This is a genomic window from Alphaproteobacteria bacterium (genome assembly GCA_040905865.1).
GTDB lineage: Bacteria > Pseudomonadota > Alphaproteobacteria > UBA8366.
This window is the reverse complement of record JBBDQU010000005.1, coordinates 77471-99945: the sequence shown is the minus strand read 5'-3', so window position 1 is coordinate 99945 and position 22475 is coordinate 77471. Positions and strand designations below refer to the sequence as shown.

22 protein-coding genes are annotated in these 22475 nt (G+C 61.4%); 3 read left to right on the top strand and 19 right to left on the bottom strand.

Annotated features, from left to right (window positions below; all coding sequences use genetic code 11):
• Positions 1–10 precede the first annotated feature (10 nt).
• From WD767_01415 to ccsA, 14 genes are all read right to left on the bottom strand, one after another.
• Positions 11–916, bottom strand: coding sequence for an NAD(P)-dependent oxidoreductase (locus WD767_01415; GenBank protein ID MEX2614730.1), 906 nt, complete (start codon positions 914–916; stop codon positions 11–13).
• Positions 917–953: 37 nt separating this feature from the next.
• A complete protein-coding gene (locus WD767_01410) occupies positions 954–1709 on the bottom strand; it encodes an inositol monophosphatase (GenBank protein ID MEX2614729.1) in 756 nt (251 codons plus the stop codon).
• Between the two features lie 144 nt (positions 1710–1853).
• Entirely contained in the window at positions 1854–2141 is a 288-nt protein-coding gene (locus tag WD767_01405; GenBank protein MEX2614728.1) for a co-chaperone GroES, read from the bottom strand.
• A 139-nt stretch (positions 2142–2280) separates the two neighbouring features.
• Positions 2281–3570, bottom strand: a complete 1290-nt coding sequence (hflX, locus tag WD767_01400; GenBank protein ID MEX2614727.1) for a GTPase HflX — start codon at positions 3568–3570, stop codon at positions 2281–2283.
• Between the two features lie 25 nt (positions 3571–3595).
• Complete coding sequence (gene hfq, locus WD767_01395; GenBank protein MEX2614726.1) at positions 3596–3847, bottom strand: RNA chaperone Hfq; 252 nt, start codon at positions 3845–3847, stop codon at positions 3596–3598.
• 207 nt (positions 3848–4054) lie between these two features.
• Positions 4055–4708: an HAD family hydrolase gene (locus tag WD767_01390; protein ID MEX2614725.1), complete on the bottom strand. Its 654-nt coding sequence runs from the start codon at positions 4706–4708 to the stop codon at positions 4055–4057.
• A 3-nt stretch (positions 4709–4711) separates the two neighbouring features.
• Positions 4712–5575, bottom strand: coding sequence for a D-amino-acid transaminase (locus tag WD767_01385; protein MEX2614724.1), 864 nt, complete (start codon positions 5573–5575; stop codon positions 4712–4714).
• 129 nt (positions 5576–5704) lie between these two features.
• Entirely contained in the window at positions 5705–7078 is a 1374-nt protein-coding gene (trkA, locus tag WD767_01380) for a Trk system potassium transporter TrkA (protein MEX2614723.1), read from the bottom strand.
• A complete protein-coding gene (locus WD767_01375) occupies positions 7079–8488 on the bottom strand; it encodes a sigma-54 dependent transcriptional regulator (protein MEX2614722.1) in 1410 nt (469 codons plus the stop codon).
• Positions 8478–10742: a PAS domain-containing sensor histidine kinase gene (locus WD767_01370; protein MEX2614721.1), complete on the bottom strand. Its 2265-nt coding sequence runs from the start codon at positions 10740–10742 to the stop codon at positions 8478–8480. The genes WD767_01375 and WD767_01370 overlap by 11 nt, the downstream gene beginning before the upstream one ends.
• Positions 10743–10824: 82 nt before the next feature.
• Positions 10825–12288 (bottom strand): nitrogen regulation protein NR(I), encoded by a 1464-nt coding sequence (gene ntrC, locus WD767_01365; GenBank protein MEX2614720.1) that lies wholly within the window; start codon positions 12286–12288, stop codon positions 10825–10827.
• Positions 12281–13378: an ATP-binding protein gene (locus WD767_01360; protein MEX2614719.1), complete on the bottom strand. Its 1098-nt coding sequence runs from the start codon at positions 13376–13378 to the stop codon at positions 12281–12283. The genes ntrC and WD767_01360 overlap by 8 nt, the downstream gene beginning before the upstream one ends.
• A gap of 8 nt (positions 13379–13386) precedes the next feature.
• Positions 13387–14373, bottom strand: coding sequence for a tRNA dihydrouridine synthase DusB (dusB, locus tag WD767_01355; protein ID MEX2614718.1), 987 nt, complete (start codon positions 14371–14373; stop codon positions 13387–13389).
• A gap of 77 nt (positions 14374–14450) precedes the next feature.
• Positions 14451–15260 carry a cytochrome c biogenesis protein CcsA gene (gene ccsA, locus WD767_01350; GenBank protein ID MEX2614717.1) on the bottom strand — a complete coding sequence of 270 codons (810 nt, stop codon included), beginning with the start codon at positions 15258–15260 and terminating at the stop codon, positions 14451–14453.
• A 116-nt stretch (positions 15261–15376) separates the two neighbouring features.
• Here ccsA and WD767_01345 point away from each other — a divergent pair, with 116 nt between their 5' ends.
• The 3 genes from WD767_01345 to WD767_01335 are packed head-to-tail and all read left to right on the top strand — an operon-like array spanning position 15377 to position 17584.
• Positions 15377–16537 (top strand): bifunctional 2-C-methyl-D-erythritol 4-phosphate cytidylyltransferase/2-C-methyl-D-erythritol 2,4-cyclodiphosphate synthase, encoded by a 1161-nt coding sequence (locus WD767_01345; GenBank protein MEX2614716.1) that lies wholly within the window; start codon positions 15377–15379, stop codon positions 16535–16537.
• Between the two features lie 5 nt (positions 16538–16542).
• Positions 16543–17025 (top strand): phosphatidylglycerophosphatase A, encoded by a 483-nt coding sequence (locus WD767_01340; protein ID MEX2614715.1) that lies wholly within the window; start codon positions 16543–16545, stop codon positions 17023–17025.
• A 49-nt stretch (positions 17026–17074) separates the two neighbouring features.
• Positions 17075–17584, top strand: a complete 510-nt coding sequence (locus tag WD767_01335) for a CinA family protein (protein MEX2614714.1) — start codon at positions 17075–17077, stop codon at positions 17582–17584.
• A gap of 13 nt (positions 17585–17597) precedes the next feature.
• On the opposite strand, the gene WD767_01330 is transcribed toward WD767_01335, so the two are convergent.
• From WD767_01330 to WD767_01310, 5 genes are all read right to left on the bottom strand, one after another.
• A complete protein-coding gene (locus tag WD767_01330; GenBank protein ID MEX2614713.1) occupies positions 17598–18311 on the bottom strand; it encodes a helix-turn-helix transcriptional regulator in 714 nt (237 codons plus the stop codon).
• A gap of 208 nt (positions 18312–18519) precedes the next feature.
• Entirely contained in the window at positions 18520–18987 is a 468-nt protein-coding gene (locus tag WD767_01325) for a type II toxin-antitoxin system RatA family toxin (GenBank protein ID MEX2614712.1), read from the bottom strand.
• A gap of 29 nt (positions 18988–19016) precedes the next feature.
• Positions 19017–19958 carry a lipoyl synthase gene (gene lipA / locus WD767_01320; protein MEX2614711.1) on the bottom strand — a complete coding sequence of 314 codons (942 nt, stop codon included), beginning with the start codon at positions 19956–19958 and terminating at the stop codon, positions 19017–19019.
• A gap of 6 nt (positions 19959–19964) precedes the next feature.
• Positions 19965–21377 carry a dihydrolipoyl dehydrogenase gene (lpdA, locus tag WD767_01315; GenBank protein ID MEX2614710.1) on the bottom strand — a complete coding sequence of 471 codons (1413 nt, stop codon included), beginning with the start codon at positions 21375–21377 and terminating at the stop codon, positions 19965–19967.
• 37 nt (positions 21378–21414) lie between these two features.
• Positions 21415–22475 (bottom strand): pyruvate dehydrogenase complex dihydrolipoamide acetyltransferase (locus WD767_01310; GenBank protein MEX2614709.1); only part of this gene is annotated, 1061 nt, incomplete at its 5' end.

Genomic DNA, 22475 nt, shown 5'->3' with positions numbered 1-22475 from the left:
CGCCCGCAATTCAATCCTTCATCAGCGGCTGGATCAGCGCCGAGGTATCCCAGCGCCCGCCGCCGCGCTGTTGCACCAGCGAATAGAACTGGTCGACCAGCGCCGCCACCGGCAGGCGCGCGCCGTTGCGATTGGCCTCCTCCAGGCAGATTTTCAGATCCTTGCGCATCCAGTCGACGGCGAAGCCGAATTCGAACTCGCCCTTGATCATGGTCGAACCGCGATTGTCCATCTGCCAGGATTGCGCCGCGCCCTTGCCGATCACCTGTAGCACCTTTTCCATATCCAGCCCGGCCTTCATGCCGAAATTGACGCCTTCCGCCAGGCCCTGAACGAGGCCGGCGATGCAGAGCTGGTTCACCATCTTGGTCAACTGCCCGCTGCCGGTCTTGCCAAGCAAGACGCAGGCCTGCGCATAACAGTCGATGACCGGTTCGACGCGCTTGAAATCCTTCGCCACGCCGCCGCACATCACGGTCAGCTTGCCGTTTTCCGCGCCGGCCTGACCGCCGGAAACGGGCGCGTCGATGAACCCGATACCGAGCTTCTTCGCTTCCCCCGCCAGTTCGCGGGCGACATCGGCGGAGGCGGTCGTGTTATCGACAAACACCGTACCCTTGGCCATGCCGGCGAAGGCGCCGTCCTTGCCCAGCACGACGCTGCGCAGGTCATTGTCATTGCCCACGCAGCAGAATACGAACTCGGCGTCCTTGGCGGCCTCGCGCGGGGTCTTGGCCGACTTGCCCTTGTGCTGTTTCGTCCACTTCGCCGCTTTCGCAGTCGAACGGTTATAAACGGTCACGTCATGCCCGCCCGCGGCCAGATGTCCCGCCATCGGATAACCCATGACGCCAAGACCGATAAAAGCGACTTTTGCCATTTTGAAAGCTCCTGTTCGAAATTTTCTACAACCGATCGACCCGCCCGCAATCTAGCTGGCTGCAACCGCCGGTTCAATCAATCTGCATTTCCCGAAGCAATAGGCGCCAGGTCGGCTCGTCGCGGGCGCAGAGCAGCGCCTGAACCCGCGTCGTCGGCCGGTAAGGCGCGCCACGGATCACCCCGGCGCAACCACCCGCTTCCCGGACCAGCAACACGCCGGGCGCATGGTCCCAGGCCCATAGCTGATTGTAGAGCCGGAACTGCATCTGGCCGTCCAGCAGGGCCAGGAATTCCTGTCCCGCACACCGCATGCTCTTTTCGAGGGTAAAGGTCTCTGTGAAATGCTGTCGCAGGATGGGTCGCCGTTCCTGCGGGAACGAACCGAAATTGACGCGACCGCTGATTTTCCGGCCTTCAGGCGATGGCGGCAGATGCAGTCGCCGGTCGTTCAATTCCGCCCCGTCGCCATGTATCGCGATGGCCATCAGGTCGCGCACCGGGTCGTAAATCCATGCACCGACGGTCTTGCCCTTGTGGATATAGGCAATCATGACCGCGAAGAGCGGTCGGCCCGCCGCAAAATTTGCCGTACCGTCCACCGGGTCGATGATCCACATGGGTACATCGTCATCCAGGCGATCAAGCAGGTCCGGATTTCCATGGGTCGCTTCCTCGCCAACGACCAGTGTTCCCGGCGTCAAGCCGGACAACATGCCCGTCAGCCGTTCCTCCGCCTCGCGGTCGGCGACCGTGACGATGTCGCCGGGCTTCTTTTCGATCACCTCATGCGCCGCAAGTGCCTGAAACCGCGGCATGATATCGATCATTGCGGCTTCCCGGATAAAGTCGGCAACTCGTTGAGGATCGGGGATCATCTGCCCTCGCGCACTATGGCAAGACTATCCGGAACAAAAACGGGGGCCGCAAATCCATCGCAGCCCCCGCATCCGAATGTCACATTTGTATTTTACTCAGCCAACGATACCCATGATATCCGACTCCGACATGATCATCATCGGTTTCCCGTCGATCTGGACTTCCGTACCGGACCACTTGCCGTACAGGACCCGGTCCCCCTTCTTGACGTCCGGCGGCATGAGCTTGCCGTCCTCGTTCCGTCTGCCCGGGCCGACGGCGATCACTTTGCCTTCCTGCGGTTTTTCCTGCGCCGTGTCCGGAATAATGATCCCGCCGGCGGATTTCGTTTCGGCTTCAAGCGGCTGCACCAGCACGCGATCCTGCAAGGGCCTGACACTCATCGTTCGCTTCTCCCTGATCCACAACAAGCCGCCGCATGGGGGTCACGCGGCAACGCAAAATTCATATGACCGCGCTATAGATTTACACGCCGCACCTGTCAACCTCAGCCAGACACCAGCCGCGCGAAGGCGCCGCTGTTCAGACCGGAAACCGCTGACGGAACCGGGCTTCGTCTTCCGCTTCCAGCTGGACGGAAATCCGGACATTGCCCTCTTCGTCATCCTGTCGGTCGATTACGTTGCCATGGCTGTACAGCCAGGCGATTGCCGCGCCGTCGGAGCCGCGCAGCGAAAAGTTAAGGACACTCGCGCCCATGGCCAGCCGCTGCTCTATCGTTTCGGTCAGCAGATCGCATCCTTCGCCGGTCACGGCCGAGACCGCGACGACCGTTTCATTGCGCCGCGATTGTTCGATAATCCTGTTACGGCCATCCGGGGACAGCAGGTCGATCTTGTTCAGAACCTCTATCATGACCGGCAGATTCCTGACGTCCATATCGCTCAACACCGCTTCGACATCCGTCTTCTGCGCCTCGCTGTCCGGGTGCGAAATGTCGCGGATATGAAGCAGGATGTCCGCTTCGTATACCTCTTCCAAGGTTGCCCGAAACGCCGCAACCAGAGCCGTCGGCAAATCGGATATGAAACCGACCGTGTCAGACAGGATGACGACCCGGCCGGAAGGCAGTTCAATTCGCCGCATCGTCGGATCGAGTGTCGCAAAGAGCTGATCCCTGGCGAAGACCTCCGCCCCGGTCATCCGGTTGAACAGGGTCGATTTTCCAGCATTTGTGTAGCCTATCAGGGCGACCACCGGATAGGGAACGCGCTTGCGCGCCTCTCGGTGCAGGCCGCGGGTCCGGCGCACCTTCTCCAGCTCGCGTTTCAGCCTCCCGATCCGCTGGTCGATCAGCCGCCGGTCGATTTCGATCTGGCTTTCGCCCGGACCGCCCATGAAACCGAATCCGCCGCGCTGGCGCTCCAGATGGGTCCAGCTTCGCACCAGGCGCGATCGCTGATAGGTCAGCGCCGCCAGTTCGACCTGCAGCACCCCTTCATGAGTACGCGCGCGGGCGCCGAATATTTCCAGAATCAGGCCCGTACGGTCGATGACCTTGGTTTCAAGCGCACGCTCCAGATTGCGCTGCTGGACCGGCGTCAGCGACGCATTGACGAAGACGACATCGATGTCTTCCGCCGCGCCCACGGCGGCGATCCGTTCAACGACGCCCATGCCCAGTAGCGTAGCCGGGCGGGGCCGCGTAACGTTGACGGTCTCGCCATGCACGACCACGAGGTCGATTGCCTGCGCCAGCGAAACAGCCTCTTCCAGCCGCGCGTCCGCATCCCGAATGTTTTCAGGCGCGCCACGAAGTAGCGGATTCAGAACCAGCGCACGCCCCGTGTGCGCTTGCTGTCCTACCGCCAAATTCCTGGCCAGCGCTGACGTGCCTTCATTCCGCTTCGTCTTCGCCCAACCCGTCGAACAGTTGTACCGGTTGCGCCGGCATTACCGTTGAAATGGCGTGCTTGTATACAAGCTGGGAATGTGCGTCCCGGCGTAGCAATACACTGAAATTATCAAACCAGGTAATGATCCCCTGCAACTTGACCCCATTCACAAGAAACACGGTTACCGGCAATTTATTCTTCCGGACATGATTCAAGAATACGTCCTGAACGTTCTGTGATTTTTCCGATGCCATCTAGCGCCCCGTTCTTTTGTTGTTGCCGGAATCGGGAAAGAGCCGGTTCCGCGATTATTGAGCCTCATTCTTCCTCGGCCCATGTGCATTTTTTTTATGCACGGAGACACGTTACCGCATTTGTAACGCAGTATTCAAAGGTCAATTCACCCGAATAAACGGCACAATTGCATCAACCGGACATTCCGCAGATATGTCGACATTGTTCTACGAATCCCTTAGCAGCTTCAGCAGTGCCCGGCAATCGGCCACTTGCCGATGCGGCGGACAATTCTCGAATTCCGTCATCCCCACCGTATCCGCCCCCACCAGGACCGCGACCAGACCCGTTGCATGGGCGATTTCCATATCGACACCGGAATCGCCAATCATCCAGACCGCGTTTCCCGGCAGGACTCCGCTGCCATCCAGCGCCATGGCGACCGGATCAGGCGCCGGCTTGTCCCGCGCCGCATCGCCGGCGCCGACCATCCGGCCGAAATACCTGTCCCAACCCAGATGTGCGGCTTCGGCGCGGAGATAATGGCCTGTCTTGTTGCTGATCACTCCCAGATAAAATCCGGAGTCATGCAGCGCCGACAACAACTCGGTCGCACCATCGCAGGCGACCAGACTGCTGAGATGCAGCCGGCCGTAGGCGTCGTAAAAAACGTCGCGGGCCTCCGTCCAGCGATTGCCGAACAGAACGGGGAAGCTTTCGCGCATCGACAGCCGGACGCGCGTCTTCGTTTCCGCCAGTGTCCAGGGCGTCACCCCCATGGCGGTGAACGTCTCGAAAAGCGCGGCATGAATGGTTGGCCAGGTTTCGACCAGGGTGTTGTCCCAGTCGAACAGGATGGCCCGGGGGCGTTCTAAACGCACCGGTCAGGCCGATCCACGCAATCCGGAACAGTAGTCCAGATACCAGCGCTGCAATCGGCAGGAAAGCGATCCCGGCACGCCGTTTCCGAGTACGGTATCGTCAATCTGGACCACGGGCGTCAGGAATGACGTCGCGCTTGTGACGAAAGCCTCGCGGCACTCTTTTGCCTCTTCCACCGTAAAGGCGTCCTCCACGACCTCGATACCCTCTTCCGCAGCAATGCCGATCAGCGTATCCCGCGTTACCCCGCGCAAGATATCCGGGCCGAGCATCCTGGTCTTCAGCTTGTTGTCCCGCGTCAGAATCCAGACATTCGACGAGGTGCCCTCGGTAATTCGCCCATCGGCATCGACCTGCCATGCTTCATACGCACCAACATTGGAGGCCTGCGTCTTGCCCATGCAGTTCGCCAACAGGGAAATCGCCTTAATGTCGCACCGCGCCCAGCGAATATCGGGAATGGTGATGACCTTCACACCGTCCGACATACGCTTCTGATTCCGGAAATCGATGCGTTTCGTCGTCATCACCAGGGTCGGCTTTATTCCCGTCGGATACTTGTGATCGCGCGGCGCGACGCCCCGCGTCACCTGCAGATAGATGATGCCTTCATCGACCCTGTTCCGGGCAATGAGTTTCCGCATGATCATCGTCAGAACCGGGCGCGACAACGGCGCTGCCATATCCAGCGCATCCAGCGACCGCTGCAGGCGATCAACATGGCCTTCCAGGTCAATCATTCGGCCGCCGATAATGGAGACGACCTCATACACGCCGTCGGCGAACTGGAAACCGCGATCCTCGACATGGACGACGGCCGCGTTATGCGGCGTATAGCGCCCATCCACATATGCATACCGGGCCAAGTCTTCCTCCGTCGTTGCCTTAAAAGTTCCAGAGCGGTCCTTATTCCGGGCGTGTCCGGGTCTCGAACTGACTCCGGTCAGGCAGGTTCGAAAGCTATCCCGCGCGATTCAATCTGCCCGGCATTCTCTCTAAAAAAACTCCAGTTGAACGGAAAACAGCCGTTCGGCGCCTCTGACCGATTTCGCTGCGGCCAGCAGAACAACGATGTCATCGGTCCTGATGACCGAGTCGGCGCGCGGCATGATGACCGCGTCATCGCGCACAATCGCCCCGACGATGACATTCGGCGGAAACTTCACCTCGCTAAGCGCATTCCCCACGAGCGGCGAGGTTTCCAGCGCCTCGGCCTCGATAATTTCCGCAAAACCGTCGATCAGCGAATGCACCGAGCGGATTCGGCCGCGGCGGATATGCTGCAGGATGGTCGAAACCGTAATGGCCCGCGGGCTTACCGCCACGTCAATTCCCAGTGTCGTGATCAGGGGAGCGTAGGCGGTGCTGTTGATCAGCGTCACCGCGCGCTCGACGCCGTATCGCTTGGCCAGAAGCGACGCAAGAATATTCGTCTCGTCATCATTGGTAACGGCAATGACGGTATCCGCCGAAGCGACCCCGGCTTCATCGAGGATCACCGAATCAAGCGCATCTCCTAGGATGACATTGGTTGCGGGCAGCGCTTCGGCAACAAAACGGGCGCGTTCGCGGCTCAATTCTATCAGGCGCGCCGTGATTCCATCCTGATGTTCGATTTCCTGCGCCAGATTCAGCCCGATATTGCCGCCGCCGATAATGATGATCCGGTGCGCCTCTTCCTCCTCATGCCCGAATGCGGACAACGCACGCGGAACATGGCTCGAGTCGGCGATGAAGTAGACTTCGTCCCCCGCAACCATGTGATCGGCGGCTTTGGGAATGAAGGGCGATCCGTTGCGGTTGATGCAGACAACCGTAATGCCCAGGTCCGGAAAAAGTTCGCTCAATTGTCGAAGCGGCGTGTTGATAATCGGGCAGGATTCCGTGCAACGCACCCCGATGGCCTGCACCTTGCCCTCGGCCAGCGGAATCATGTCGATTGTTCCCGGCACCACCAGGCGCCGGCGAATAGCCCGCGCAACCTCGATTTCCGGCGAAATGATCACATCGATGGGCATGTTCTCACGGCTGAACAGGTCGGCCCAGACCGGGTTAAGATAACTTTGGTGCCGGACCCGCGCGATCTTGGTCGGCACATTGAACAACGAATGCGCCACCTGACAGGCCACCATGTTCACTTCGTCGGCAAATGTGACAGCGATCAGCATATCGGCCGCGGATGCGCCGGCGCGCTCCAGAATATCGGGATGCGACGCATAGCCGACAAACGCCTGCACATCGAGCGAATCATTGATCTTTCCGATCAACTCGGCGGACTGGTCGATGACAGTCACATCATTATTTTCCTGTGACAGGTATCCGGCAATACTGAACCCGACCTGGCCCGCGCCGCAAATGATGACTTTCATCTATTCTACCTTGGACTCTGCATCGGCGCCGATACGTTGCGGCCTGTTCTGCACGCCCAGCAGTTTCAGCTTTCGATGCAGGGCTGCCCGGTCCATCCCCACGAACTCGGCTGTCTTGCTAATGTTCCCGCTGAAGCGGGTCAAATGAAAATCAAGATATTCCCGCTCAAACGATTCACGCGCATCCCGCAACGGCTGATTCATGACGTCCATCACCATGTCGTTGCGTACCATATTCGACTCACCCAGCCCAATGGCCCTTGCAACCGCGTCGGACCGCAGCGGCACACCCGCATCGGCATGCAGCAGCAGCCGCTCCAGCACGTTGATCAGTTCCCAGATATTACCCGGCCAGTCATAAGCCTGCAGCGCCGCCAGTGCATCCGCAGCGAGGCTGCAGGAGGAATGCCCCTTGGCGCGACAGAGACGCTCCATCAGATGTGCGGCCAGTGCGGGAATATCCTGCCGCCGGTCGGACAGCGCCGGCACGGCAACCGGCACGACGTTCAACCGGTAATACAGATCCTCCCGGAACCGGCCCGCCTCGATTTCCGACTGTACGTCACGATTCGTCGTCGCCAGAACCCTGACATCTATCTCGACTTCGTTTTTTCCGCCCAACCGCTCAAAAATCTTGCGGTGTAGCACCCGCGTGATCTTGCCCTGTGTCTCCAATGGCATATCCGCCACTTCATCAAGCAGAAGCGTGCCCTTATGGGCCGCTTCCAGCACGCCGATCTTGCGCGGCCCGCCGTTTTGCGCCTCGGCGCCGAAAAGCGCGGGTTCCAGCCCTTCCGGCTCCAGCCCGGCGCAGTTGAGGACGACGAAGCGACCCTTTCTTCGAGCGGAAAGGCGGTGGACGATTCGCGCCACGACGCCCTTCCCCACCCCCGCGGGGCCCGTAAACAGGATTCGGCTATCCGTCGGTGCGACCCGTTCTATTGCCTGACGCAGTTGCACGATGGCCGGCGATTCGCCAATCAGTTCGTCGACACGATCGATGGCGTTCGCCTGCAACTCGAAATTTTCCTGACGCAGCCGCGCTTCCTCGACCGCGCGGCCGATCGTATGCAGCAGGACGTCCGTCTTGAAGGGCTTTGCGATGAAATCATATGCGCCCATCTTCGTTGCCGAGACCGCCATGTCGAACGTCCCGTGACCGCTGATCATGATGACCTGCTGGGACGGATTTTCCTTGCGGATCATTTCCAGCATCTGCAGTCCGTCATGGCTGCTTTCGCGCAACCAGACATCCAGAATGATCAGGCTCGGCTGCCGCGCGGCAATCGCGGCAAAGGCTTCCGCACTGCTGGCCGCCTGCCGCGTATCGTAGCCTTCATCGTCCAGGATGCCGGCGATCAACTGGCGGATATCATCCTCGTCGTCGACAATCAGAATGTCATGCGCCATGGCGGGTTGCCTGCTCCGTCTCTGATCCAGCGGGACGATCCGGCACCGGAACGGCTTCCGGAAACACCATCCGCACGCGGGCGCCGCCTTCGGACGAATCGTCCAGCATCAGTTGTCCCTGATGATCTTCCATGATCTTCCGGACAATAGCCAGTCCGAGGCCCGTTCCCTTGGCGCGGGACGTCACATAGGGCTCCATCAGGTTTTCACGACCGTCCTCCGGCAATCCCTTGCCGTTGTCGTCCACCGAAATTTCAATATTACCATCATACCGCGACACGGATATCACAATACGCCCCGGCGGCGGATTTTCGCTCGTCCGGCCTTCTATGGCTTCCGCCGCATTCAGCAAAAGATTCGTTATAGCCTGGCTGATCAGGCGGCCGTCGCAATCCGCAACCACCACGTCCTCCGGCAGGATTTCCTCATAGGTGATATGCGGATGGGAATTACGGTGCAGGAAAACGCCCTGCCGGCACAGGTCGTTGATATTTTCGCGTCTGATTACCGGTGCGGGCATCCGGGCAAAACTGGAGAATTCATCGACCATCCGGCCGATCGTTTCCACCTGCCGGACGATCGTATCGATACAGGTTTGGAACGTTCCGGATTCGTCGTCGACCTGTTTCAGGTAGCGTCTGGCCAGGCGTTCCGCGGAAAGCTGGATCGGCGTCAGCGGATTTTTTATTTCATGCGCGATCCGCCGCGCAACATCCGCCCAGGCCGCCTTTCGCTGCGCCGACAGCAAGGCGGAAATATCGTCGAAGGTGACAACAAAACCCGCCGTCACGTTGTCGCCCTGTACCGCACCAATGCGCACCAGCAGCGTCCGCTGATCGGCGCCCTGCTTGACCACAACCTGCTGCTCCGTCGGAATCGCGCTGGTCCGCCCCTGCGCCTCGGAGAACAACGCGCGGAATTCCGGCACCACCTCGCCCAGCGGTTCGCCCCGAAGCTGCTCCAGTTCCAGGCCCAGCAATTGCGACGCCGAACTGTTCGGCAACGTAATCCGGCCGTTGCTGTCGAGACCGATAACACCCGCGGAGACACCGGAAAGGACCGTTTCAGTGAAAATACGGCGGGCATCGATCTGCTGATTCGCTTCGAGCAGCTCCCGCCGACTGCTTTCGAGATCGTTCGTCATCCGGTTGAAGGCCCGGCCCAGCGTGTCGATTTCGTCATCGTCCGAACCGTCGACCGCAACCCGCGCGGACATATCGCCCGACCGTATCTTTTCGGTGGCGGAAATCAGGGCGCTGACCGGTCCGGAAAGGCTGGTCGCAACGTTCAGACCTACCCATACCGCCGCCAGCAACAGCAGCAGGGCGATCATCGCAAAGACCAGCACGAAGGATATCTGAATATCCGCCCGCCGCAATTCGAGGCTTTCAAACTGGTCCACGGCGTCCCGCGTCAGTTCGCTGTGGCCCAGGACAGCGGGGTCGACGAAACGGCCGACATACAGATAGCTGTCAATAAAATTATCCAGGCGCAGCAGCGCACGCACCCGGTCTTCGTTCGCGCTTGTAAGCACGGCCACCTCGCCATCCCGCGCCTTTTCCAGTGCATCCGGCGGCACGGGCTCGAATTCCAGCGCGCCGGTCAGGCCGGAACGCGCAATGACGTTGCCGCCTCCCGTGAAGATAACCGCCTCGGTCAACTTGCGGACCCGTGCCTGAATACCGACAGCCTGGATCAGGCGCTCCTGATTGTAGACCAGCGACGGCGCCTGATTGTCGATATCCCGCGCCATGCGAAGCGCGTCGGCAACGATATTGCGCTTGTGCTCCTCCAGATAGGCTTCCGCGACCGCGGAAGATTCCTGCAATGCCGTACGAACCCGTTCGCTGAACCAGGATTCGATACCGAAGTTGAAGAAAAGGGCGGAGAACAGCGCCATGATGATCGTGGGTACGACCGAAATCAGTCCAAACAAAAGGGCAAGGCGGACATGCAGGCGTGAGCCCGCCGACCCGCGGCGCCGGTCGCTCCATATCTTCACCACGTGGCGCGTAATGACGACGGCCAGCAGCAGCAGAATGACAAGATCGATATTCAGCAGGATCAGGATTGACCCCGCATCCGGCGAAAACGATGACCGGGTCAGCAGCGCATAGGTGACGACGCCGGAAACAATGGCCAGGACGACCAGCGCAATGGCGAATATCCGGCCGATCTGCCGCTGCCGAAGCCAGTGACCGGCATTGAGCAGTAAGCCCCGTAACGAGTTACTGGTCGTCTCGACTATCGTCATTCCCGTCACTAGCTACGCCGGCAACCAAGGCTCCCGGAAAACAGGCCATCGGGTTCGAACCGGAAATCCGGTTCGTTCGCGCTTACTTTACGCCCCGCATGATTTGTATGTCCAACTCGCGGATTTTCTTGCGCAGCGTGTTGCGGTTCACGCCGAGCAAATCCGCCGCCTTTATCTGGTTTCCCCGCGTGGCGCCAAGGCACAGGGTAATAAGGGGGCGCTCGACTTCGCGCAGAATCCGGTCGTACAGTCCGGATGGCGGCAATCCGTCGCTATGGGCGTCGAAATAAGACTGCAGATGCTGCTCAACCGCTTCGGACAGGCTCACACTCTGCAACCCGGGCGCATCCGAATCGGACACTTCGGCGTCAAGCAGCTCCGCTTCGATGACGTCAATGCCAATGCGTTCCTCGGCGTAGAGCGCCGCAATCCGCCGCATCAGGTTCTCCAGCTCCCGAACGTTTCCCGGCCAGCGGTATTCCCGTAGCCGGGCGAGCGCGGTCGGCTCCAGGGATTTGGTGGGCAGGCCCTCCATCTCGCCGCGGGCGAGAAAATGCCGGACCAGGTCGGGGATATCTTCCGTCCGTTGCCGCAAGGGCGGCAGGCGCAACGGCACGACGTTCAGCCGGTAATACAGATCTTCCCGGAACAGGCCCTGCGAAACGAACTGGCGCAAATCCCGGTGCGTCGCAGCGACAATCCGCACGCTGGAGCGAATCGGGGTTCGCCCGCCGACCGTCGTGAACGTACCGTCCTGCAGCACGCGCAACAGCCGCGTCTGGGCCTCGATCGGCATATCGCCGATTTCGTCCAGGAACAGTGTCCCGCCATCCGCCTGCTCGAATCGTCCGGCGCTTCGGTTCGTCGCGCCCGAAAACGATCCTTTTTCGTGGCCGAACAATTCGCTTTCGATAAGTTCGCGCGGGATCGCCGCCATATTGATGGCGACGAAGGGGCCGTTTTTTCGCTTCCCGTAATCGTGCAGCGCCCGCGCCACAAGCTCCTTGCCGGTTCCCGATTCGCCCGTGATCAGAACCGTCAGGTCGGTTCCGACCAGCCGGGCCAGGACGCGATATATGTCCTGCATCGCGGGCGACCGGCCGATCAGCGGCAGGTTTTCCTCCTCGCCCGACGCTTCATCCTGCTGGTTCTGCGGCGTGCTGCGCTCGGTCAGGGCCCGCGACACAACGCTGACCAATTCGTTCAGGTCGAAGGGTTTCGGCAGATACTCGAAGGCCCCGCGCTCATTGGCCTTGACCGCCGTCAGCAGCGTATTTTGCGCGCTCATCACAATGACCCGCAATTCGGGCCGTATCTTCCGGATTCGGAGGATAAGATCCAGCCCGTTTTCATCGGGCATGACAACATCGGTAATGACGAGGTCGCCGATCCCCTCGCTGACCCAGCGCCAGAGTGTCGCCGCATTGCCGGTTGTCCGTACGTCGCAATCCAGCCGGGCCAGCGCCCGCGTCAGGACGGTGCGGATTCCCCTGTCGTCGTCGGCGACGAGTATGGTCGAACCACTGATCGATGTCGTTTCAGTCATCTTGTTCCGTCATCATCGGCAGCATCACGCGAAAAACCGTTCGCCGATGCCGACTTTCCAGGTCGATTATGCCCCCGTGATCCCCCACAAATTTGGCGACAAGCGCCAGCCCCAGTCCCGTGCCGCCCGGCTTCGTCGTAATGAACGGATCGAACAGATGGCGGCGCAGATCCTCCGGCACGCCGTCGCCGTTATCGCGAATCGACACGACCAGGGGCAGATGTACCTGCCCCTGCCCGCTTGGCGCCATCATCCGCATCCCCTGCTGAAAGGCCGTGGATACCACGACCTCGCCGCCGTTTTCCGGGGCCGCCTCGACCGCGTTCTTCACCAGGTTCAGGAAGACCTGCACCAGTTGGTCGTGATTGCCGTATGCCGGCGGCAGCGACGGGTCATAATCCTCGATGATCCGGATCTTGCTGCCGAAACCGGTTCTGGCGAGCTTGACCACATGGTTCAGGACAATGTGGATATTGACCGCCTTGCGTTCGATGCGCGGATTGTCGGCAAAAATCTCCATCCGGTCGACCAGCGCACAGATACGGTCGGTTTCCTCGATGATTAGCCGGGTCAGTTCGTGATCCAGCGAATCCCCGGCCTGTTCGAGCAGTTGCGCCGCGCCGCGTACCCCGGACAGCGGATTCTTGATTTCATGCGCCAGCATCAGGGCCATCGCGCTGACCGACCGCGCGGCGCCGCGATGGGTCAGCGAACGATCGATCCGTCCCGCGATGGAACGCCGTTCCAAGGTCAGCACCACATGGCCCGGATGTTCGTTCAGCGTCGTGCCGTCGACATTGATCACGTGTTCGCCGATACGGGGCGTCGCCAGACCGACATCGTATTGCGACATGCTGTTGCCGTTCGATCGCACCTTGTGCACGAGCGAAAGGATCGGGCTGTCATGCGGGATTATGTCCTGAAGATTGACAATTCTGCCCTTCGACAGCGTCGTCTGCAGGAAATCTTCCGCCGACTGGTTGAGATAGACAAGATCGTCCTTTCGATCGACGACGATGACAGGGTCGGCCAATGCATTCAGGATTGCCGTCGACGTCGGATACACGCCGGCATCTGTTTCACGCGCCATCGCCATCATCAGGCCGCCAGCCGGTCGATCGCGGCACCGTAAAACGCCATCACCGCGCCCCGTATCTTACCCGGTGCGTCAAGCGCATATACGCTCTGCCGAAAATCCGCGGAATCCGGCATGCCCCGGGAATACCAGGCAATATGCTTACGGAAATTCAGGGTACCGCGATGGGCGCCGTGATGCGCCAGCATGGCGTCGAAATGGCTGAGGACGATTTCACGCTGCACGTCCAGCGGCGGCGGCGGCGACGCGCTTCCCGTCGCCATATACTCCATGGCCTGCCGGATGAACCAGGGCCGTCCACAGGCCCCGCGACCGATCATGACGCCGTCGGCGCCGGATTGCGCGAGGCAGATGCGAATATCCTCAAGGCTGACGATATCGCCGTTAGCGATTACCGGGATATCCACGGCTTCCTTGACCCTGCGGATGAACGCCCAGTCGGCATGACCCGCATACCGCTGCGCCCGCGTCCTGCCATGAACGGCGACAAGCTGAATGCCGCAATCCTGTGCGATCCGCGCCAGCCGCGGCGCGTTGCGGTCGGCGTCATCCCAGCCTGTCCGCATCTTGAGTGTGACCGGCACGTCCACCGCGCCAACGACGGCGTCGAGGATTCGCGCCGCGTGTATCTCATCGCGCATCAGCGCCGAACCGCACAGCTTGCCGACGACCTTCTTGGCCGGGCACCCGAAGTTGATATCAATGATATCCGCGCCATTGCCGGCACAGAGCTTCGCCGCCTCGGCCATCATCGACGGGTCATGGCCGGCGAGTTGAACCGCCAGCACCGCACCGTCCGCGGCACGCGCTGCTTTTTTCTGCGATGCCTCGGTCTCCAGAAGCGCTTCGCCGCTGGCCAGCATTTCCGATGTCTCCATTGCGGCACCCTGCCGGAATGCAAGCTGACGAAACGGACGGTCGGTCACGCCGGACATCGGCGCCAGAAACACCGGAACCGCAATGCGATGTTTTCCAATATTAATGCACATAATTTAGGCGCAATAAATCCATGCTCATAAAATGAGCATACTCCGGTTGTACCGGATCAATCAACGGAATTTACGGACTATACCAATAAAATATCCGTTACGAACTTGACGCCCGGATACCCCAGGGTCAGAAGCAGATAGGCCAGCAATACCAGGCGCGAGGCCCGGCGGCCGCGGATGCCTGTCCGGAAATGCGCCGCCAGCAGGACACCGATAACCACGAAAGCGACCAGCGACAGGACCGTCTTGTGGTTAAATTCCAGGACGCCGCCGGTTTCGACGACCTGTGTCGCCACCCCTGTCAGCAGACCGAAGCCGAGCACGATTTCCGTCGCGCCCAGCAGGCGCACCTGCATCGACTCCGCTTCCACGACGGAGGGCAGCAACGCCGTCAGCCGGGTCGGCCGCTTGGTTTTCAGCGCGCGCTCCTGCAACAGGACCGCCACGCCCGCCACCGCGCTAATGGTCAGCAGGCTGTAGGTCAGGACGGCGAAGACAATGTGAACCTCCACCCAGGTGGCCGGCGTATCCGAGGGCAGCGGTCGCCCCGGCGCCTGTCCCCAGACGGTCGCGATCAGCGCAACCACACAGAGATAAGGCAACAACAGCGGCGCCAGGCGCCAGATGGCGCGGGTCCACACTGCCATGGCGGCATAAAGCGCCATGCTGGCCGCGACCGTAATCCACAAGGCGGACGACAGGTCCGTATGCCAGGATCCCGAGAGTTGCGCGACGCACCAGGCGGCCGGCCCGATCAGCGCCAGACCGGTAACGGACCAGAATAAAGAATCGCGGACAGCGCCGCGCCGCCACGCGACGAAGGCTGCCGGAATCAGGCTGAACAGGGCCAATACGCTGAACAATAGCGGGTTTTCAACAAGCGTCATGACCGCGCTTATATCGCATTCATGCCCGTACCGCCATCTTGCCGGCAGGGCTTCGCGGGACTTGGCTTTTCGCGGCCGGATCGTCAAGATGCCGGCCGCAATCGAAGGGATGGACAATGAATACGGTAGCGCTAATCGTCGCGGGCGGACGCGGTGTCCGCGCCGGCGGCGGCATGCCCAAGCAGTACCGCCCCCTGGCCGGCCAGCCGCTGCTGCGGCGTACGATTGGCTGCTTCGTCCGGCATCCCGAAATAGACGCGGTTCGGGTCGTCATCCACCCCGACGACGCCGGATTATATGCGGACGCTGCAACCGGATTTGGCCTGCTTCCCCCCGTGCATGGCGGCGCATTGCGCCAGGATTCATCGCGCAACGGACTTGAAAGCCTGGCCGACCTCAAACCCTTAAATGTGCTGATCCACGATGCGGCGCGCCCCTTTGCCGACGCCGGCGTCATCAGCCGGGTCATCGCCGCCCTGTCGGACGATACGCCGGCCGCGCTGGCCGCCTTGCCGGTTTCCGATACCCTCAAGCGGGCGGATGCCCATGCCAGGGTCACCGGCACCGTCGACCGGTCCGCCCTGTGGCGGGCGCAGACGCCGCAGGGGTTCCGGTATGCGCCAATCCTCGCCGCGCACCGCGCCATGACCGGACAGGACCTGACAGACGATGCCGCGGTGGCCGAAGCCGCCGGCATGCCGGTACAACTCGTGCCGGGAAGCCCGGACAACATCAAGGTCACCATGCCGGAAGATTTCATTTACGGAGAACGCTATCTGGGCGCCGGCGCGGCGGGCGGCGAATACCGCACCGCCACGGGATTCGATGTCCACCCTTTCGCGCCAGGCGATCATGTCATGCTGTGCGGCGTGAACGTGCCGCATGATTCCGGCCTGGCCGGACACTCGGATTCGGATGTCGGCCTGCATGCCCTCACCGACGCCCTGCTGGGCACGATCGGCGCGGGGGATATCGGCAGCCATTTTCCGCCTGGCGACCCGCAATGGCGCGGCGTCGATTCCGCCGTTTTCCTGTCCCATGCCGCAGGACTGGTTCAGGACGCCGGCGCGACCCTGCGCCATGTCGATGTAACACTGATCTGCGAAGTACCGAAAATCGGGCCACACCGCGCCGCCATGCGTGAAAAACTGGCGGCTATTCTGTCCCTTTCCGTCGACCGGGTCAGCGTGAAGGCCACCACGACCGACGGGCTGGGCTTTCTCGGGCGACGCGAAGGCATTGCCGCGCAGGCCGCCGCGACGATCCTTTTCGCGTAACGGATATGCGAATTTCGGGTACATCCCTGCCGTTTTTTCATCCTGCCATGCTCCTGGCGACATGGTTCGGCGCCGGTCGGCTGCCCTTGGCGCCGGGTACATGGGGCTCACTCGCGGCGCTGCCCTTCGCCTGGGGCATGGCATCGCTGGCCGGACCGCCTGTCCTGTTCGCCGCCGCGCTTGCCGCCCTGGTGATCGGCATCTGGGCCTCGGAGGCCGTGACCCGCACGAGCGGCGTCAAGGATCCCGGCGAAATCGTCATAGACGAAGTCGCCGGCCAATGGTTGGCGCTTGCTTTCGTACCGCTGGATCCGCTCGCCTACGGGGCTGGATTCCTCCTGTTCCGGGTATTCGATATTGTCAAGCCCTGGCCGGCAAACTGGATCGACCGCGGCGTTTCCGGCGGCATGGGAATCATGCTGGACGATATAGTGGCCGGCGCTTACACTGGCATTCTGCTCTATTTCCTGCTGCCCTACCTGCCCTGAACACGGCATTCGTTACAGGCATGAACAGCAAGAGGAAGTTGCCACGACGATGTTTCCCCCGGACCTGATCGACCGCGCTACGGCGCTGCTTGACCTTTACCACGACAAGGGACTGATGCTGGCCACGGCGGAATCCTGTACGGGCGGGCTGATCATTGCCTGCCTTACGGGGATACCAGGATCTTCCTCAACGGTTGAACGCGGCTTCGTAACCTATTCGAACGAAGCGAAAAATGAAGCCATCGGCGTCGACATGAACCTGATCAGCACACATGGCGCGGTTAGCGAACCAGTGGCCGGCGCCATGGCGCTCGGCACGTTGGCCCATTCCCGTGCCGATGCGGCAGTGTCCGTCACCGGTGTGGCGGGGCCTGGCGGCGGAACCGCTGAAAAGCCGGTTGGCCTGGTCTTTATCGGCGGCGCCCGGCTGGGCACCCGCCAGCCCCATGTGGAGCGGCATATCTTCGAAGGCGACCGCCATGCTGTCCGCCATGCGACCGTGGTCGCGGCGTTCAGCATGCTCGAAAAGCTGGCGAATCGTCAGGAACCCGAAGGCTAGATCCGATCGTGTATTATATGCCGTTTCCCGCGGGAAATTGCGCCAGCAGGTCCCGCATGGGATGACCCGCCCGAGCGCCATAGGCGCTCACAAGATCGTCCCAGGAATCGATGGCATTGAAAAAGTCGCGCGGATGCTTCAGCGGCTCTCCGCCCATGCCGCGCAACCGTTCCACCGCCTCTGCGGTTTCCGTCATGGTGGTATCGTCCAGAATATCGGCGAGGTGGTGTACTGTGCGCCGGTGGAAGGTGAAGGCAGCAAGCATGACCCCCGCCACCTCCGCGACACGCGCGCCACCGGACAGGTTGAAATCCACCTGGTCGAACAGAATGGCGCGGGCCTCGCCCTCGATCAGCAGACAGACCCGCGGCCGAACATCGGGTTCGCGTCGGTTCCTGCGGGCGAAAAACAGGACCCGATGCGCCTTCAGAAGCGATTTCGGACCCATCGCTTCCAGAACCCGCTGGCTGGCGAAAAAGGTATCATACGCACTTGGCCGCGCAAGGCGGCGCAGCGTCACGGTTTCCACGGCCTCGTCGCCATGCAGTTCCACCCCCGCCCGCGCCAGAGCATGCTCGATCGCGTCCAGCGTGCTGGTACGGGGATCGCCCACGCCGCGCTCGATGTTGTTCAGCGTCGCCAATGAGATGCCGGCAGCCCTAGCCAGTTCGCTCTGTTTCGCGTTGATGATCGCTCGACCGGAACGAATCTGCGATGCCGTGATCAAATCTGAAATCCTGTATTGGCAAGGATCCCGGTATCAGAACCGGGCAAACTAGCGATTAAACCTAACCTGCTAGGCTTAACATCGCCTGCCATCGCAGTCACTGCTATATTTTGTAGGGCGGGATTCCCGACCCGCTATGGCTGGCGTGCGGTGTGCAGTACTGCCCTGGCAAAACAATTGTAACTGCCATCGCAGTTAAAACGCCCCCTCACCAGTCGGTCGAGCCCGATTCGGTGCCGGTTTTGCCGTAAAGCGCCACCGCGCGTTTCTCGAAGGCCCCGACCATGCGGCGCACGGCTTCGCCGAACAGCAACTCAATCGCCTTCTGCAGAATTCGGGATTTGAATTCGAAATCGACATAAAAATCCAGGATACAGGAACCGTCATCAGCGGGTTTAAATTTCCAGTAATTATTCAAATGCTTGAATGGACCATCTTGATATTCCACCTGAATTACAAGGTTTTGCCGGTCTAGCGAAACAATGCTGGTAAAACTTTCCCGTATCCCCTTAAAACCAATTACCAAATCCGCGACGAGAAGCGTTTCCGAGCGACTGCGAATACGGGACGCCACGCACCACGGCAGAAATTCGGGATATTTTTCCACCTCGGCGACCAGATCAAACATCTGTTCCGGCCGGTGCGGGAGTCGTCGATTTTCCTGATGCGTTGGCAAATCGGTCTTTCAGCGTGCGGAATGTCGGGTTATCGCGATTGCGCTTCGCGCGCCGCCCGCAGGCTCTCGAAATCGGAGTCGGCGTGATAGGAGGAACGGGTCAACGGCGATGACGATACCATCAGGAAACCCTTGCCGCGCGCGGCAGCCGCATAGGCCCTGAATTCGTCAGGCGTCACAAATCGGTCGATGGCGGCATGTTTCGGCGTCGGCTGCAGATACTGACCGATGGTCAGGAAATCCACATCGGCCGCGCGCAGGTCGTCCATCACCTGATGCACCTCTTCGCGGCTTTCGCCCAGCCCGACCATCAGGCCGGATTTGGTGAAAGTCAGCGGCTCCAGCCGCTTCACCCGGTGCAGCAGTTCAAGGCTGGTGAAATACCGGGCCCCCGGCCGGATTCCCGGATACAGGCGCGGCACGGTTTCCATATTGTGATTGAACACATCCGGCCGCGCCGCCGCTACAAGTTCGATCGCCCCCGGCTTATCCTTGAAATCCGGTGTCAGGATCTCGATCGTGACCCCCGGCGCGAATTCGCGCAACCGGTCGATCACCGCCGCGAAATGCGCCGCGCCGCCATCGATCAGATCATCCCGGTCGACCGACGTCACCACCACATGGTTCAGCCCCAGTTTGGCGACGGCGCCCGCCAGCTTGACCGGTTCCAGCGGGTCCAGCGGCCTGGGCATCCCCGTCGCGACATTGCAGAAGGCGCAGGCGCGCGTACAGGTATCGCCCATCACCATGAAAGTCGCGTGCTTCTGGGCCCAGCATTCGCCGATATTGGGGCATCCGGCCTCCTCGCAGACCGTTACCAGCCCGTTTTCGCGGACGATATCGCGCGTTTCGCGGTAGACCGGCGAGGTCGGCGCCTTGACCCGGATCCAGTCCGGCTTGCGCTGGATGGGGTTATCGGGCCGGTTCCGTTTTTCCGGGTGCCGCAGGGCGGGAGCGTCTGTGATTGCCATGATGACCTAGAAATGGATGGCCCGGCCATAGGCGTCAAGGACAGACTCATGCATCATTTCCGAAAGGGTCGGGTGCGCGAAGACCGTATGCATCAATTCCGCCTCGGTTGTTTCCAGCGTACGCGCAATGCCGTAGCCCTGAATCAACTCCGTCACTTCCGCGCCGACCATGTGCGCGCCCAGCAGTTCGCCGGTCTTTTCGTCGAATACCGTCTTGATCAGGCCCTCCGGTTCGCCCAGCGCGATTGCCTTGCCATTGCCGATGAACGGGAAGCGACCGACCTTGACCTTGTGTCCCGCCTTTTTGGCCGCCGCCTCGGTCAGGCCCACGCTGGCGATCTGCGGCCGGCAATAGGTGCAGCCCGGAATATTACCCGTATCGAGCGGATGCAGGTTCTTCACGCCCGCGATCTTCTCGATACAGATGACGCCTTCATGGCTCGCCTTGTGCGCCAGCCAGGGCGGCCCCGCCAGGTCGCCGATGGCGTAAATGCCCGGTTCCTTTGTCTGCGACCATTGGTCGACGACCACATGGGTGCGGTCGACTTCCACCCTGGTGCCTTCCAGGCCGAGATCCTCGACATTGCCGACGATGCCGACCGCCAGGATCACCCGGTCGACGGTCAGCGCGTTTTTTTTCCCGCCGGCTTCGATGGTCGCGGTGACGTTGTCCTTGCCGCGTTTCAGCCCGGATACCTTGGCGCTGGTGTGTATCTTGATACCCTGCTTTTCGAACTGTTTATGGGCAAACGCGGAAATTTCCTCGTCTTCCACGGGCAGTATCCGGTCGAGTACCTCCACCACCGTAACATCGGCGCCCAGGTCACTGTAAAAACTGGCGAATTCCATGCCAATGGCGCCCGATCCGACAACCAGCAGCGATTTCGGCATGGCTTCCGGCACCATCGCCTCCTTGTAGGTCCAGACCAGCTTGCCGTCGGGTTCGAGGCCCGGCAGCACCCGCGCCCGCGCGCCCGTGGCCAGCACGATATGCTTGCCGGTCAGTTCGGCGACGGCCTTGCCGTCCTTTTCAACCTTCAGCTTGTGCGCGCCGGCGCCGCCGCCATTCAGCTTGCCCGCGCCGTCGAATACGGTGACCTTGTTCTTCTTCAGCAGATGGCCGACGCCGGAATTGAGCTGTTTCGCAATCCCGCGGGAACGTTTCACCACTGCCGGCAGATCGACGCTGACGCCTTCGATCTTCAACCCGAAGGCGTTGCCGTGTGTGGCGTAATGGTAGATTTCGGACGTCCGCAGCAGCGCCTTGGTCGGAATACAGCCCCAGTTCAGGCAGATCCCGCCCAGATGCTCGCGTTCCACCAGCGCGGTCTTCATGCCAAGCTGCGCCGAGCGGATTGCCGCGACATAGCCGCCCGGCCCGCCGCCGACGATAATGACGTCGAAACTCGTATCGGCCATTCGCTTTTCCCTTCCGTAACCGCTTCCGCGGATGCTGCTAGAGCAGCATCGTCATCGGGTCTTCGATCAGCTTCCTGAAGGCGGCCAGGAACTCCGCCCCGACCGCGCCGTCGACGGCCCGGTGATCGACCGAGAGCGTCACCGACATCACCGTCGCCACCGCCAGCGCGCCGTCACGGACCACCGGCCGCTGTTCCCCCGCCCCGACCGCCAGAATGGCGCCCTGCGGCGGGTTGATGACCGCGTCGAACTGCTTGATTCCGAACATGCCCAGATTGGAAATGCTGAATGTACCGCCCTGGTACTCCTCGGGCTGCAGCTTGCCGTCGCGCGCCTTCGCCGCCAGTTCCTTCATCTCGTTGGAGATGGCCTCCAGCCCCTTGCCCGCCGCGTTGCGGATTACCGGGGTGATCAGTCCGCCCTCGATGGCCACGGCGACCGAGATATCGGCGCTGCGGTACAGTTTCACGCCATCGCCGGTCCAGGAGGCATTCGCCGCCGGAACCTTGCGCAGGGCGACGCCGCTGGCCTTGATGATCAGGTCGTTGACCGAAAGCTTGTATTCCTCCGAACGGCTGTTCAGCTCCTTGCGCAGCTTCAACAGATTGTCGATCTGGCAATCCACCGTGAGATAGAAATGAGGCACGGTCTGTTTGGATTCGGTCAGGCGCTGGGCAATGACCTTGCGCATGCCGCTCGCGGGCTGGAAATCGAAATCCGGCTCGAAACCTTCCGCTGCCGCGGTTGCTTTTGGCGTGGGAGTCGCCGCGGGCGCCGGAGCGGCGGCCCCAGACGCAACACCGCCGGCAAGCGCCGCTTCCACATCCGCCTTGACGATCCGTCCGTTCGGCCCGCTGCCTGTCACGCCGGACAGTTCGAGCCCGGCCTGTTCCGCCATCCGTCGCGCCAGCGGGCTGGCGAAGATCCGGTCGCCGCCGGATTTCGACGCCGCAGGCGCCGGCTTCTCCGCCGCAGGCGCCGGCTTCTCCGCCGCAGGCGCTGGCTTCTCCGCCGCAGGCGCTGATTTCTCCGCCGCAGGCGCCGGCTTCTCCGCCGCAGGCGCTGATTTCTCCGCCGCAGGCGCCGGCTTCTCCGCCG

Bases quoted from the DNA above. Each gene is read 5' to 3' on its own strand.
- WD767_01370 (MEX2614721.1), bottom strand. From the start codon at position 10,742: ATGACGATAGTCGAGACGACCAGTAACTCGTTACGGGGCTTACTGCTC.
- lipA (MEX2614711.1), bottom strand. From the start codon at position 19,958: ATGGCAATCACAGACGCTCCCGCCCTGCGGCACCCGGAAAAACGGAAC.
- hfq (MEX2614726.1), bottom strand. From the start codon at position 3,847: ATGGCATCGGAAAAATCACAGAACGTTCAGGACGTATTCTTGAATCAT.
- WD767_01360 (MEX2614719.1), bottom strand. From the start codon at position 13,378: ATGGCGCGTGAAACAGATGCCGGCGTGTATCCGACGTCGACGGCAATC.
- trkA (MEX2614723.1), bottom strand. From the start codon at position 7,078: ATGAAAGTCATCATTTGCGGCGCGGGCCAGGTCGGGTTCAGTATTGCC.
- ccsA (MEX2614717.1), bottom strand. From the start codon at position 15,260: ATGACGCTTGTTGAAAACCCGCTATTGTTCAGCGTATTGGCCCTGTTC.
- lpdA (MEX2614710.1), bottom strand. From the start codon at position 21,377: ATGGCCGATACGAGTTTCGACGTCATTATCGTCGGCGGCGGGCCGGGC.
- WD767_01375 (MEX2614722.1), bottom strand. From the start codon at position 8,488: ATGGCGCATGACATTCTGATTGTCGACGACGAGGATGATATCCGCCAG.
- dusB (MEX2614718.1), bottom strand. From the start codon at position 14,373: ATGTGCATTAATATTGGAAAACATCGCATTGCGGTTCCGGTGTTTCTG.
- WD767_01345 (MEX2614716.1), top strand. From the start codon at position 15,377: ATGAATACGGTAGCGCTAATCGTCGCGGGCGGACGCGGTGTCCGCGCC.
- WD767_01335 (MEX2614714.1), top strand. From the start codon at position 17,075: ATGTTTCCCCCGGACCTGATCGACCGCGCTACGGCGCTGCTTGACCTT.
- WD767_01340 (MEX2614715.1), top strand. From the start codon at position 16,543: ATGCGAATTTCGGGTACATCCCTGCCGTTTTTTCATCCTGCCATGCTC.
- WD767_01410 (MEX2614729.1), bottom strand. From the start codon at position 1,709: ATGATCGATATCATGCCGCGGTTTCAGGCACTTGCGGCGCATGAGGTG.
- WD767_01405 (MEX2614728.1), bottom strand. From the start codon at position 2,141: ATGAGTGTCAGGCCCTTGCAGGATCGCGTGCTGGTGCAGCCGCTTGAA.
- ntrC (MEX2614720.1), bottom strand. From the start codon at position 12,288: ATGACTGAAACGACATCGATCAGTGGTTCGACCATACTCGTCGCCGAC.